Source organism: Bacteroides sp. NSJ-48 (genome assembly GCF_014287405.1).
GTDB lineage: Bacteria > Bacteroidota > Bacteroidia > Bacteroidales > Bacteroidaceae > Bacteroides > Bacteroides stercoris.
In genome coordinates this window covers 20,317-33,040 of sequence record NZ_JACOOD010000026.1, presented here as the reverse complement: position 1 = coordinate 33,040, position 12,724 = coordinate 20,317, and the positions used below count along the sequence as shown (strand labels likewise).

The 12,724-nt window shown below is 49.3% G+C and carries 14 protein-coding genes; 4 read left to right on the top strand and 10 right to left on the bottom strand.

The annotated features are described in order from the left end of the window. Position 1: 1 nt before the first annotated feature. The 9 genes from H8S52_RS12645 to H8S52_RS12605 all read right to left on the bottom strand — a co-directional run bounded on the left by H8S52_RS12645 (position 2) and on the right by H8S52_RS12605 (position 7,693). Positions 2–1,294 (bottom strand): hypothetical protein, encoded by a 1,293-nt coding sequence (locus H8S52_RS12645; protein ID WP_186909941.1) that lies wholly within the window; start codon positions 1,292–1,294, stop codon positions 2–4. Then, entirely contained in the window at positions 1,291–2,622 is a 1,332-nt protein-coding gene (locus H8S52_RS12640; RefSeq protein ID WP_186909940.1) for a DUF3575 domain-containing protein, read from the bottom strand. Before H8S52_RS12640 ends, H8S52_RS12645 begins: the two co-directional genes overlap by 4 nt. Positions 2,623–2,863: 241 nt before the next feature. Beyond that, positions 2,864–3,052 carry a hypothetical protein gene (locus H8S52_RS12635; RefSeq protein WP_005652688.1) on the bottom strand — a complete coding sequence of 63 codons (189 nt, stop codon included), beginning with the start codon at positions 3,050–3,052 and terminating at the stop codon, positions 2,864–2,866. Between the two features lie 59 nt (positions 3,053–3,111). Further along, positions 3,112–3,489, bottom strand: coding sequence for a VOC family protein (locus tag H8S52_RS12630; RefSeq protein WP_005652687.1), 378 nt, complete (start codon positions 3,487–3,489; stop codon positions 3,112–3,114). A gap of 32 nt (positions 3,490–3,521) precedes the next feature. Next, positions 3,522–4,640, bottom strand: a complete 1,119-nt coding sequence (locus H8S52_RS12625; RefSeq protein WP_186909939.1) for a DUF4468 domain-containing protein — start codon at positions 4,638–4,640, stop codon at positions 3,522–3,524. 11 nt (positions 4,641–4,651) lie between these two features. Then, positions 4,652–5,383, bottom strand: coding sequence for an MBL fold metallo-hydrolase (locus H8S52_RS12620; protein WP_186909938.1), 732 nt, complete (start codon positions 5,381–5,383; stop codon positions 4,652–4,654). Positions 5,384–5,463: 80 nt separating this feature from the next. Next, positions 5,464–6,168: a pirin family protein gene (locus H8S52_RS12615; protein WP_005652683.1), complete on the bottom strand. Its 705-nt coding sequence runs from the start codon at positions 6,166–6,168 to the stop codon at positions 5,464–5,466. A 91-nt stretch (positions 6,169–6,259) separates the two neighbouring features. Continuing rightward, complete coding sequence (locus H8S52_RS12610) at positions 6,260–7,261, bottom strand: 2-hydroxyacid dehydrogenase (RefSeq protein WP_005652680.1); 1,002 nt, start codon at positions 7,259–7,261, stop codon at positions 6,260–6,262. An 84-nt stretch (positions 7,262–7,345) separates the two neighbouring features. After that, the gene (locus H8S52_RS12605) at positions 7,346–7,693 is read right to left on the bottom strand and encodes a hypothetical protein (protein WP_186909937.1); all 348 of its coding nucleotides are present in this window, start codon (positions 7,691–7,693) and stop codon (positions 7,346–7,348) included. 97 nt (positions 7,694–7,790) lie between these two features. Between H8S52_RS12605 and H8S52_RS12600 the strand changes: the two genes are divergently transcribed. Then, positions 7,791–9,125, top strand: coding sequence for an OmpP1/FadL family transporter (locus tag H8S52_RS12600; RefSeq protein WP_005652676.1), 1,335 nt, complete (start codon positions 7,791–7,793; stop codon positions 9,123–9,125). Positions 9,126–9,262: 137 nt separating this feature from the next. Here H8S52_RS12600 and H8S52_RS12595 read toward each other — a convergent pair whose 3' ends face one another. Further along, complete coding sequence (locus H8S52_RS12595) at positions 9,263–10,546, bottom strand: DcaP family trimeric outer membrane transporter (RefSeq protein ID WP_186909936.1); 1,284 nt, start codon at positions 10,544–10,546, stop codon at positions 9,263–9,265. A 175-nt stretch (positions 10,547–10,721) separates the two neighbouring features. Here H8S52_RS12595 and H8S52_RS12590 point away from each other — a divergent pair, with 175 nt between their 5' ends. The 3 genes from H8S52_RS12590 to queF are packed head-to-tail and all read left to right on the top strand — an operon-like array spanning position 10,722 to position 12,595. After that, positions 10,722–11,402: a queuosine precursor transporter gene (locus H8S52_RS12590; RefSeq protein ID WP_005652671.1), complete on the top strand. Its 681-nt coding sequence runs from the start codon at positions 10,722–10,724 to the stop codon at positions 11,400–11,402. 31 nt (positions 11,403–11,433) lie between these two features. Then, the gene (gene queC / locus H8S52_RS12585; RefSeq protein WP_005652670.1) at positions 11,434–12,087 is read left to right on the top strand and encodes a 7-cyano-7-deazaguanine synthase QueC; all 654 of its coding nucleotides are present in this window, start codon (positions 11,434–11,436) and stop codon (positions 12,085–12,087) included. Positions 12,088–12,139: 52 nt separating this feature from the next. After that, entirely contained in the window at positions 12,140–12,595 is a 456-nt protein-coding gene (gene queF / locus H8S52_RS12580) for a preQ(1) synthase (protein ID WP_186909935.1), read from the top strand. The last annotated feature ends 129 nt before the right edge of the window (positions 12,596–12,724 follow it).

Below are 12,724 nucleotides of genomic sequence, written 5' to 3'. Positions count from 1 at the left end.
TTTATATCTCTATTATTATGTCATCGTCCGGATTGGTGGGATCGTGCGGTTGCCATCCCATGCCGGTATCGTTGGGTACTATCTGGTCGGCCTTTATTACTAAAGGTGTTGTGATTTCGATGTTTACATCTTCTTTGCTGTAACGCAGGTATATTTTGCCGTCGCGCACTTCAATGAGCTGCGCTGCGGTCAGTTCGTCATAGGGATTGATGGCGCCGTAGATGTAGCGGCTGTTTTTTACGGGATTGCCTTCCTCATCCAATACCGGTGCACCGGAAGAATCCAGTTGGGGAGTGGATACCTGCAAGGCAACTTGCAGGATGCCCGGTCCGTTGAGATGTCCTTTTGCCGCGCTGGGGATGACGCCGAGGGTGTGGAAATGGACCACGCATCGGTAAGTACCCTCTCCGGTTTGCGTAAACTCGTCCGGTTGTACCTGATGTGCCATCCGGTAGAGGCGGGTGGTGTCCAGACAGGCGTCGGCGATGTTGAAGCGTCCGCAAGCGCCGGACAATTCGATGATGGGCGCCGAGAGGTCTTCTCTTTTTATGTTTCCTTCGGTGCGGATATTGAAGACGATATTGATACGCTGGCTGATGCGTTGCATATCAAAATCCAGGATGGTCAGTTGTCCGGTTTGGATGTTTATGTTCTTTTGCACCGCATAGAATATGGGCGACTTTATTTCCTGCAGGTATTCATCGTCAGGATTGAAATCGGGCAGGTCATTGCCCTCTACAATGTCGGGCTTTTCATTGCCCATACTGCTGATTTGCAGATAAAGGTCTTTCACGCTTACCTTATTGTCGTGGATGTAATTGTCCAGATTTTCTATGCTGATGATGGGAGTAGGGGACTGTTCCGTATCGCCTGTCTGTGCCGGAACATCCGCATTCTGCTCGTTGATGATAAAAATGTTGTACTCACCTCCGCGCAAGTAAAAAGAAGAAGCGGTTTCTTCCGGACTCTCTATTGAGTTATCTTCCGAATTTTCTTTTGCATTTGAAGCAGTCCGGGTGTCGGAAGACGTTTCCTGTTGTGTTATGTTATTATTTGTGGCAGGGTCTATGGATGTATTGATGATGCCGCGGGTGCGCCAGGTGTTTATGATACGGCTTGCTACGATGTGCATTTCTGCCGGAATCTCATCTTTGCTGATGTCGCCCCAGTTGAGCCGTACACGCATGTCGGTGATGTGCGGATGTTCCGCTTCCGGACAGAGGTCTACCGAGGTGCAGGCACAGATGCAGCACAGCAGGCTGAGGGCAAGGTATGTCAGTGTCTTGTTCTTCATCCTTTATCCTCCTTTTCATCTTCTTCTTCACCGGAAGCATCTCCCTTTTCTTTGTTGGTGGCTTCCGCTTCCGGCTTTCCGTCTTTTTTCCGGTTTTTCCCGGAGTCTTTATCTTTCTTCTCTTTCTTTTCCTTGGTATGCAGTTTGGCTTTCTTGGCAGCACGTTTGCCACGTTTGGCAGAATCTTGTATTTCGGCTTTCTGCATCAATTGGTCTTCACGTACTTTCAGTGCCTTGCGTATGGCCTTTTCCTGCTCGGAAGTGAGTGTATCGCTAAGTTGTATGCCCAAAGAATCGGCTACCTGTTTGCGCAGTTTGTCGGCAGCTTCTTTCAAAGCGAGTTCCTTGCGCTCTTGCTGCATCAGCTTCCATTGTTTCAGCTCTTCTTTGGTAAGCAGGCTGTCCGGGCGGCTGAAGCCTTGTTTCCGTACCGCATTGTCGATGGAGTCGATGCGTTCGCGCATCTTATTTATCTTTTCATTAAGTGCCTGGCGGGCGAAGTCGCGTATCTGTACACGGCGGTACACCGATTCCTTATACTTGCTGCCTGCCGACATGAACCGGTAAACGAAAGCCACGCGTAAATCCGTTATCAGAGGGAACGGCACGATGTGCCCGCTTTTGCATTTCTCCGCTATGCGCGGGTAACAGTCGCTTTCCTCATCGTGCGTATAAACATCGTATGAGGTGTAAAGCAGTCCGGCGGAACCTCCCAACTCCAGGTCTATGTAATTGTTGCGGTAGCCGTAAAGCGGAGCGGTATATCCCACGCTGATGCCGGCTCCGTAGGCGTTACCCTGCTTGCCTTCCTTACCGATTTTAAAGTTGTAGCTGGCGGCGTTGACATATACGCCCCAGTAGTAAGCGCGTTCCTGGCGCGGATTCTTGCGCTGGGTGGTGAATACGGTTTCCTTGAGACGTGTCATCAGATTGGCATCTTTGGTGACGCCGCCTCTTTTACGGGTGCGAAAATACTGACGCCACTCTACCCGTGCATCGAATACATTGAAAATAAGGGATGGGGTGTACTTTTGCGAGGTGTTCCAGTTCCACTTTATATTGGCACCGATTGTACGTTTGTTCCGGATGGTATTGCCCAAGTCAAATTCTACGCCAATATTAGGAACGGTCAATAACCAGTCAACAGCATTTGTCTTGATACCCCAACGGTCTTTGAAAGATATTAATTCGGCTTTCGCATCGTCTTTCTTGCCGCGTTGCACCTGGGCATATGTGTTATTCAAAGTTATTGATATAAAAAAACACACTACAAGTTTTCTGGATAAAAAAAAGTAGTGCTTTTTTTTATACTCTTGTGATAAAATCACTTTCTTTTTAATATTATTTGTTTGTTTGCGACGTCAAAGATATATATTGTTTGTATAAAAACAAAACTTGTCATTAACTTTCTTTTATTTATCAGACCTTTTTTAATGTAATATATCTAAATAGCGTTTTGATTGGATAATTTTTCAATGCTTCTCTGTAATTCGGGTAGGTATGGTATAAAAAAGAAGGTGTAAGTTTTTCCCAACGGGACTTACACCTTCTTATCTGAAAAAATAATTATTATTTTCCTTTATGCCTGTTCGCGCGTTTCCTGCGGATTTCGGCTTTCATTTTCGCCGCACCGGAACCATGCAGGCCGGTGATATAGGTCTTTTTCTTGGCTTTGGTCTTGATTTTGTTTTCTTCTTTAGGCTTCTCTTTCTTGCCTTTGAAAACAATACCGCCCATCATTGCTTCTTCTATACTCACGTTGTTGATGTATTAAGTAATTAATAGTAATCCTCTTGTTGCAAAGTATGCCGTACAATTTACTTGGCGGGCAGTATTTCAATCCAATAATCGTCGGGGTCGTTGATGAAATAGAGTCCCATGGCGGTATTTTCGAAACATACCCAGCCGTTTTCCTTGTGATATTGGCGGATTGCATCATAGTCTCCGGCCACGCGGAAGCAGAGATGGCTTTCGTTCTCGCCCAGTTCGTAGGCTTGGGGATGTTCTTTCAGGCAGGTCAGTTCCAGAAGAAAACCCGTGCTGCCGTCGGTGAGGTAGACCAGCGTGAAAGAGCCGTCCGACGACTCTTTCCGATGATGTTCCTTCAGTCCCAATGCTTGTTCGTAGAAAGCGATGCTGCGTTCCAGGTTGGTGACGTTTATATTAAAATGGTCAAATTTGCTTTTTATTTCCACTGTTGTTACTTTTTTAGGTTTATAGTATCGGTTTATTTAATTTTTGCTTTCAGGATTTCGCCGATGTATGTACGCGGCATACCTTCTATCGGGGCTTGTGACGGCACTTTCTTACATTCCAGAATGACGGAAGGCTCTGTCTGTCCGTTGGGGTAGAAGCGTACGGTATAATTCTGGGCCGCTTCCATCTGTGCATAAGGCTGTTCCGGTGACAGAATGGTGAAGATTACCGGCTTGTTGCCTGCTATCTTGCCTAACGAGCCGCCGGCATTGGCAGTCATCATCGTCATGTTGAAAGGTTCTTCGCCAATTACAATCACCAGCTTGCCGTTGCCGGTCTGGATGGCATCGGCGGGAACAGCATCCGGGGCTACCTCTTTATAGGCGTTCTGTGCAGCCTGTACATTGGTTTGCGGTGCGGCGGCAACCGTAACCGTAGCCGTAGCCGGTGTCGTAGCGGTGGCCTTGGGAGTCTCTACTGTAACTTGCGTTTTGGGGGCAATCACCGTTGTACCCGAATTGACGAGCGCCTTTGTCTCTTTCTTTTCTTCTTTCTTTTCCTCTACAGGAGCTTGGGCGGCGGTGCTGGCGCTTAAGGCTTCCGTTACCTCAATGCAGAGGGCATCGACGAAGTCCACAGTCTTTCTGCGCCATTTGGCAAGTCCGCGTACCAGTTTGGTTTGAGACTTGTTCAGGGCGTACTTGTCGGTAATCCATTCTTCGGCGGTATATTTCTCTTTTCCTTCGCGGTAGTTGAAACGTATCTTCTCTACTTCAAAAACACATTTTTCCGGTTGGCAGGTGACGGTGAGCTGATAAAGAATTTTCGTTCTGTCCAGTGACAATGCGGTGGAGCTGAACACAATCCATTCGTCGCCGATGCCTACAATCTGTCCTTTCTCCTTGTCGGAAAAGACTACGCGGCTGTTATTCCCGTTCTTTGCCAGACGTGCATCCATCCACCTCAACAGGCGGGAGTAGATTGTGTCTTGAGACATTCCGGGGATACTGAAATCTTTGGTGAATACTACCTTGCCGTCCACTTCCGGAACAGCACCGGCCAGATATTTGCTGTCATCCCTCTGGGCATGCAGCAGGGCAGGCATGCAAAGGCAGAACAGCATAATAAGAACCTGTGTTAAATTTTTCATAATGCTATGTTTTATTTAGTAATGTCAAAACTCTCACCCCGGCGGGAGATTGTAAGGAAACGGCAACCCCGGCTTTCGGCAAAGGTGCGGAAAGCGTTGCCGCCCCGGTAATCCTCACTGAAGTGCATAGGTGCAAATATAGCGGTTTTTATCCGTTCCACGAACTGTTCCGCACCGCGCATGTAATCTTTTCCGATGCGGCTGTCCACCGGAAACATGGCTATATCTACCCGGGGAGCCTTTTGTTGCAGTTTTTTTATCTCTGCAAGAAAGTCGCTTTCCGCCTTGCGTATCTCCTGCGGAGTGGACTCTTCGCTCCAATGCCAGTTGTTCAGGTCGCCGGCATGGAACAGGCGTACGCCTTGCAAATCTATCAGGAAAGAGATGCCTACATCGGTGGAGCCGAAGGCTTCGATACGGATATTTTCGTCTTCGTAGACATCCCCCTTATTTATGTAAACGGCATCTTCCGCCGTGGCACGCCGGTGTTTCAGAATATCTTTGGAGAAGATATACCGGATGTCGGGCCGCTGTTCCTTCCATGAAAGGATGTCTCGGTTGAAGTGGTCGGGGTGGAAATGCGAGGAAAGCACGTAGAGCGTTCCCGGCTTCTTTAGCAGATGGTCATGTACGATTCCCCGGTCCGGCGCCTCTTCCGAGGAGTCTTTGTAGTAATCGATAATGACCGTTATTCCGTCCGCTTCGATTGCGAAGCCGCTGTGGTAAATATAATCAAGTTTCATTGTACGGTTTCAATTATAGCGCAATATTACAAAAAACACCACACAAACTTCCGGTTTGGCTGTTATTTTATGCAAAAGTCCTACATCGGGACTTCAATCAGCAGGATATGCGAATCTTGCAGCGTTTCCAACTCAAAGCTGTCGGTTTCGTATACTCCCATACCGTCGCGGCGGGACAGCACTGTGCCGTCTACCTTTATTTCGCCCTCTATGAGGAAGATGTACACGCCGGCGTGCGACTGGTGCAGGTGATACCCCAGCTTCTTTCCGGCCTCGACTTCTCCGATGGAGAACCATGCCTGTTGCAGCATTCCGGCAGGAGCATTGCCGTCGGGCGATACGATAAGCGAAAGCTTGTTCTTGTGCAGATAGGGACGGATGTCATAATCCTGATAGGCGGGCGGGGTATTCAGCTTTTCGGGTATTACCCAGATTTGGAGAAACTCTGCCGGTTCGGTATCGCTTCCATTCATTTCGCTGTGGTAGATGCCCGTGCCTGCACTCATGGTCTGGATGTCGCCTATGGTGATGGTACGGCTGTTTTGCTTGCTGTCGCCATGCTTCAGCTTGCCTTTCAGGGGAATGGAGATAATCTCCATATTCTTATGCGGATGGGTTCCGAAGCCTTTTCCCGGAGCTATCCGGTCGTCGTTCAGAACGCGCAGGGCGCCGAAATTCATCCGGCGGGGGTTGTAATACTTGTCAAAACTGAATGTATGGCGGCTGTCGAGCCAGTCATACGAAGAGCGTCCACGGCTTTCGGCTTTGTCTGTTACTTTTTTCATAATCTGTCTTTTTAGTGATTTATCTGTGTGTAACAAGCAGGTGGGCCTGAAAGTTTGAGCCGTGGATGATTAATGTTCTATAAACGCTTTTTTACAGTCTGACTTCGTTTTCCAGCTTCTTGTGTTCCATGAAGTCCTTTATATTCATCAGGGTAGTGGATGCGATATTGGCAAGGGCTTCACGCGTGAAGAATGCCTGGTGGGAAGTCACGATTACGTTATTGAATGACAGCAGGCGTGCCAGCGTATCATCGTCGATAATCTTGTCCGACCGGTCTTCGTAGAAATATTCGCTCTCTTCCTCGTACACATCCAGCCCGGCAGAACCGATTTTCTTGTTTTTCAGTCCTTCTATCAGGGCATTGGTATGGATGAGCTGTCCCCGGCCGGTGTTGATAATCATCACGCCGTCCTTCATCTTACTGATGGAGTAGTCGTTAATCAGGTATCTGGTCTGCTCCGTGAGCGGGCAGTGCAGGGAGATGATGTCCGAGCTGCGGTACAGTTCGTCCAGCGTGGTGTATACCACCTGGTGCTCGCGGGCGAAATTGTAGTCGGGATACAGGTCGTAGGCGAGGATGTTCATGCCGAAACCGCGCAGGATGGCGATTAACTTCTTGGCTATTTTGCCTGTGCCGATGATACCTGCCGTTTTGCCATACATGTCGAATCCCAAAAGGCCGTGCAGGGAGAAGTTGCCGTCGCGTGTGCGCCAGGTGGCACGGGGTATCTTCCGGTTGAGGGAGAGCATGAGGGCAACGGTGTATTCCGCTACCGCGTAAGGGGAGTAGGCGGGGACGCGCACCACGGTGATGCCGTTTTCCGCTGCCGCTTTCAGGTCTACATTATTATATCCGGCGCAGCGCAGGGCAAGGAGTTTCACTCCGTTTGCCGCCAATTGCCGGATAACTTCCGCGTCGGCAGTATCGTTTACGAAGATACACACGGCATCCACGCCTTGCGTCAGTATCACGTTGTTCAGGTTGAGGTGTCCTTTGTAATAGCGGAGTTCAAAACCGTATCCGCTGTTTTTTTCATTGAATGAAGCCTCGTCGTAGGGCTTGCTGCCGAAGAATGCAATAGTATATGCCATGAGATTTTAAGTTTTGGTGAATATTCGCAGGTTATTAAGTGTGCATGACGGATGCGCTTCGTATAAGTGCACTTTCTGCATTTGTTAAAAGGCGGCATGCACAAAGAATATAACGTGCGCAAAGGTAAGAATGTTCGGGACATATCCGGCAGGTTGTGCCCATAATCTGTTGTCCGGATGATGAGTGCCGGCGATAGCAGGCGCTATGTTGTTCCGACACGGAGAAAGTTTTGTTCCGTCATGGTGGAACGGAACTTTCTCCGTGGTGGAATGAAATTTACCCCATGGTGGAACGATTTGGCATCGGCTGCTTTTCCCTTTGGGCATAGGGGCAATATATGCAAGCGGCAGGGACGGCAAATGGAGCAATCCCTTGTCTGTTTCAGCATGAATATTAGTGAATGTTTCAGTAGAAACTGTTGATTTTTTCAATTAAATTCTTCGGTTCTCCTAAATTAAATGCGCAAAATTGTTATTTATGTGCAATATTATTGTACCTTTGCGCCCGAAAACAATAAAAAAGATTTAGATGAGAAAAATTTCTTTGATTAGCATTGCGATGTTAATCGTTTCAATTCCAACTTTTGCAGGAGGTCTCCTGACAAATACAAATCAACACCCTGCCTTTCTTCGTATGCTGTCGCGCGGCGCAAACACCACCAGTGTGGATGCTGCCTTGTCCAACCCTGCGGGTCTGGCTTTCCTGCCGAAAGACGGGTTTTATACATCCTTGAGTATTCAGAGTGCGTTCCAGACAAGAAATATCGATGCTTCGTGCGAGGCTTTGGGTCTGGACAAATATTATGAAGGCAAGGCTTCTGCGCCTGTCATTCCCAGTGTGTTTGCCGCTTATAAGAAGGGCGACTGGACTATCTCCGGTTTCTTCGGCATTACCGGCGGAGGCGGAAAAGCTTCGTTCGATGACGGCTTGTCCATGTTCGATGCCATGGTGATAGGCGGATTGCTGCAACAGGGTATTCCGGGCAAAGCCTATACACTGAACAGCTACATGGACGGCAAGCAGTATATCTATTCCGTGCAGTTGGGGCTGACCTATAAGATAACGGACTGGCTGTCTGCCTTTGCAGGCGGGCGCATGAACTACTTTACGGGTGGTTACAAAGGTGCGCTGAATGCCAGTGCGGCCGTTGATTTGCCTTTGCCCACCGGTGGGGCGATACCCGTTGGAACCGAGCTTATCGGCATCGACCTGGATTGCAGCCAGACCGGTTGGGGATTTACTCCGGTTATCGGTTTGGATGCCAAGTTCGGCAAACTGACGATTGGTGCGAAATACGAGTTCAAGGCCAATCTGAACATTGAAAATAACACGAAGATAAATTCGCTACGCATGATAGGCGCTCCCGAAAGTGAGCTGGAGGACTACAAACACGGTGTAAATACGCCGAACGACATTCCCGCCATGCTTTCGGTGGCTGCTGCCTATGAGTTCCTTCCTGTGCTGCGCGCATCGGTGGAGTATCACTTCTACGACGATAAGAACGCAGGCATGGCAGGTGGCAAACAGAAGTTCCTGACGAAAGGGACAAACGAGTATCTGGCCGGTATAGAGTGGGATGTTATCAAAAGACTGACCCTGAGCGGCGGTGTGCAGTTCACCGATTATGGTTTGTCCGATGACTATCAGAGCGACACAAGTTTCTCGTGCGATTCCTACTCGCTGGGTGTGGGCGCGAAGTTGCAACTTTCGGAAAGAGCCGATTTGAATGTGGGCTATATGTGGACCAACTATGAGGATTATACCAAAACCGGCCAAAACTATCAGGGTACAAATCTGCCCGGTACAAACGTGTACAGCCGTACCAACAAGGTATTCGGCCTCAGCATAGACTATCGCTTCTGATCTTTCATAATCCTTTATATACGTAAGAGAGGATGTGTCGCAAATTCGGCTGGCACATCCTCTCTTTGTCTTATGCCTTTAGGGCTTTTATTTCTTTCCTTTTTATTTCTTTCCTTTTACGGATTTCCGTGCAGGTTTCAGAAGGAATATTGCACCAGCAGGTTCATGCGGTTGGCATGGTTGGTGGAATTGTCGAAATTCGTACGCCAGCCGCGCAGATACTCCGCACCTACCTGCATGTTTGGGGTGACATTCCAGAACAGGTTTGCTACGAAATATTGTCCATAGCGGTAAGTGGACGGTTCGTTGGCAGGATACCCGTTTTCGGAATAGAGGCGTGACATGCTGTATGTGCTTGAAAGGAACACTTTCGGACTGATGTTGTATTGCAGTCCGGCATACCAGCCCAGCATCGGCAATGCTTGCATTTTGCCTGCTTCATCGGGATTGGGAACGATGTCCACGTTCAGGTTGCTGAGGTCGTTCAGGTATTGCCCGATGCCTTTCCCGTAGGTGGCTTGCCCGAACACCTGCCATTGTTTGCCCAGATTGAAGGTGGTGGATGCCTGTATGCCGAAGCCGGTAACGGCATGCGCCTTGTCGCTCAGGGTGCTGGTGTAGGTCATGCTGCGGATAAGTCCGCCTACGCGCACATGGCTTTTGCTGTTCCAGCCGTACTGCGCATAAGCGGTGAAGTCGGGCATGCGCTGTTGTGCGATGTCAAGCTCGCTGTTGGTCGTGCCGTCTACCGCAGGCACTTCGACAGAGGCGTTGAAACGGAAGTTTTTCAGCCCTTTGTAGGTGTATGACACTTGGGTGGCGCGGTAAAAGGTGGCTCCGTTAGGCCCCTGGAAGTCGATGGTGGAAGGCATTGCGCCCAGGTCCATGAAGCCGCCGTAGGTGTAGCCCACCGTCACGTCGCGGAAAGACACGTAGGCATTGCGCAGTTGGAAGCCTTTGTTGGAACCGTCGCGGAAGTTGCCGGCAGTGTACACCACGAAGTCGCCGAGAATCTTGGTATGCCCCACCAGTTTCAGGAAAATGGTGGACGTGCTGGCATCCATTTGAAACTGGTTTCTGATTTTGCTCCCGTTGGGGATGTAGGCGGGGATAAAGTCAATGTTGTCGACGATGCCGCCGAAGTCGTACTCTGCCGTGGCGCGTACATAGCCGCCGATGCCCAGGGCGAACTTCCCTTTTCTGTCCGTCAGCAGGAAGCGGGGCGCCTGCGGTTCGTGGATGTAGGGCATTTGCGACTCGTTCATGATGCGGATTATCTCGTCGCCCGCTTTGTCTATGGTGACCAATACGACACCTTTGGGAGACTCATCCTCGATAATCACTTTTTTCTGTGCGTGGACTGTGAGGGCAGACAGTGCCGCACCGCACAACAGAAACATTGTTTTTAAGATTGTTTTCATTTAAGTTAGGTTTTGGTGAATGTGCTTTGAACAACTTAAATCTAAAATGGTTTTGCAGTCACCGGAAGAAAGCGTATCTTTGCGCCCGATTTAACAAGAGTGAAATCATTAGTTACATGTATGATGCCGTGAATAGCGGTCGTGTATTCTAGAACACCACGTAAAAAACAGGAATATGAAGCAAAAAGTATCTGTACCCTTTATGCTGCTGGGCATTCTGTTCAATGTCTGTCTGATAGCGGCCAATCTTCTCGAGACAAAAGTAATCCAGGTTTTCGGCATTACCGTTACTGCCGGACTGTTAGTGTTTCCCGTTTCTTATATCATCAACGACTGCATTGCCGAGGTGTGGGGCTTCCGCAAGGCGCGCCTGATTATCTGGAGCGGCTTCGCCATGAACTTCTTTGTGGTGATGTTGGGACTGATTGCCGTGGCACTGCCTGCCGCTCCCTTTTGGGACGGGGCGCCCCATTTCAACTTCGTGTTCGGCATGGCGCCGCGCATTGTTGCCGCCAGCTTGACGGCATTTCTGGTAGGTTCGTTTCTGAACGCCTACGTCATGAGCCGCATGAAAGTGGCGAGCGGCGGACGTCATTTTTCCGCACGTGCCATCTGGTCCACGGTAGTGGGTGAGACGGCCGATTCGCTGATATTCTTTCCGGTGGCGTTCGGAGGCATTATCGCATGGCAGGAATTGCTGCTGATGATGTGCACCCAGATTGTACTGAAATCCATGTACGAGGTGATAATACTGCCGGTGACCATCCGGGTGGTGAAAGCCATTAAAAGGATAGACGGTAGCGATGTCTACGACGAGGGGATTTCTTACAAGGTGTGGAAAATCAGTGAAATTTAAATAGTAGAGGTTGTCATAAATATATAATAAGGTGAATAAAGAAGCAGCATTGGTCGTATTCAGCGGTGGGCAGGATTCGACAACTTGCCTGTTTTGGGCAAAGCGTGAGTTCAGGAAAGTATATGCGTTGAGCTTTCTGTATGGGCAGAAGCATCAGAAGGAAGTGGAGCTTGCGCGGGAGATAGCGCGTAAAGCGGAAGTGGAGTTTGAAGTAATGGATGTTTCCTTCATCGGCAAGTTGGGGCATAATTCGTTGACGGACCCCGATATGGTGATGGACCGGGAGAAGCCGGCAGACAGCGTTCCGAATACCTTTGTGCCGGGGCGCAACCTGTTCTTCCTCAGCATTGCCGCCGTCTATGCCCGCGAAAAGGGTATCAACCACATCGTGACGGGTGTGTCGCAAACGGATTTCAGCGGGTATCCCGATTGCAGGGACGCATTTATCAAATCGCTCAACGTAACGCTCAACCTTGCCATGGACGAGCAGTTCGTACTCCATACTCCGTTGATGTGGATTGACAAAGCCGAGACTTGGGCGCTGGCGGATGAACTGGGAGTGCTCGACCTGATTCGTCATGAAACGCTGACCTGTTACAACGGCATTCCCGGCGACGGCTGCGGACACTGCCCCGCATGCAAGCTCCGCAGAGAGGGGCTGGAGAAGTATCTGGCGGGAAAATGACGAATGTATTATACCACAAAGGAAACAGAACCGATTATAAACCGATTGTAATATGACCGAATTAAAAGACCAACTTTCCTTATTAGGAAGAAAGACAGAGTACAAGCAGGATTACGCCCCCGAAGTGCTGGAGGCATTCGACAACAAACATCCCGGTAACGATTACTGGGTACGTTTCAACTGCCCGGAGTTCACCAGCCTTTGCCCGATAACGGGACAGCCCGATTTTGCGGAAATCCGCATCAGCTACATTTCCGATGTGAAAATGGTGGAGAGCAAGAGTCTGAAGCTCTATCTCTTCAGTTTCCGCAACCACGGCGCTTTCCACGAGGATTGCGTCAATATTATAATGAAAGACCTCATCCGTCTGATGAATCCCAAGTACATCGAGGTTACGGGCATCTTCACCCCGCGCGGCGGCATCTCCATTTATCCCTATGCAAACTATGGACGTCCCGGCACGAAGTACGAAAAAATGGCGGAACATCGCTTGATGAACCGCGAATAGAATGGTGGAATATACCTATCAATAGCGATTGCGGGTGTGATACTTTCTTAGCATGGCGTCGGTATAATTACCTAAAAGAGGTGATTGTGAGGTTGCTTTTTTCTAATGACCTTTGCATACGGTATTAGT

What these genes read in the sequence shown, in the direction of transcription:
- H8S52_RS12645 (WP_186909941.1), bottom strand. Translation starts at nt 1,294, where the DNA reads ATGAAGAACAAGACACTGACATACCTTGCCCTCAGCCTGCTGTGCTGC.
- H8S52_RS12625 (WP_186909939.1), bottom strand. Translation starts at nt 4,640, where the DNA reads ATGAAAAATTTAACACAGGTTCTTATTATGCTGTTCTGCCTTTGCATG.
- H8S52_RS12620 (WP_186909938.1), bottom strand. Translation starts at nt 5,383, where the DNA reads ATGAAACTTGATTATATTTACCACAGCGGCTTCGCAATCGAAGCGGAC.
- H8S52_RS12615 (WP_005652683.1), bottom strand. Translation starts at nt 6,168, where the DNA reads ATGAAAAAAGTAACAGACAAAGCCGAAAGCCGTGGACGCTCTTCGTAT.
- H8S52_RS12610 (WP_005652680.1), bottom strand. Translation starts at nt 7,261, where the DNA reads ATGGCATATACTATTGCATTCTTCGGCAGCAAGCCCTACGACGAGGCT.
- H8S52_RS12600 (WP_005652676.1), top strand. Translation starts at nt 7,791, where the DNA reads ATGAGAAAAATTTCTTTGATTAGCATTGCGATGTTAATCGTTTCAATT.
- H8S52_RS12595 (WP_186909936.1), bottom strand. Translation starts at nt 10,546, where the DNA reads ATGAAAACAATCTTAAAAACAATGTTTCTGTTGTGCGGTGCGGCACTG.
- H8S52_RS12590 (WP_005652671.1), top strand. Translation starts at nt 10,722, where the DNA reads ATGAAGCAAAAAGTATCTGTACCCTTTATGCTGCTGGGCATTCTGTTC.
- queF (WP_186909935.1), top strand. Translation starts at nt 12,140, where the DNA reads ATGACCGAATTAAAAGACCAACTTTCCTTATTAGGAAGAAAGACAGAG.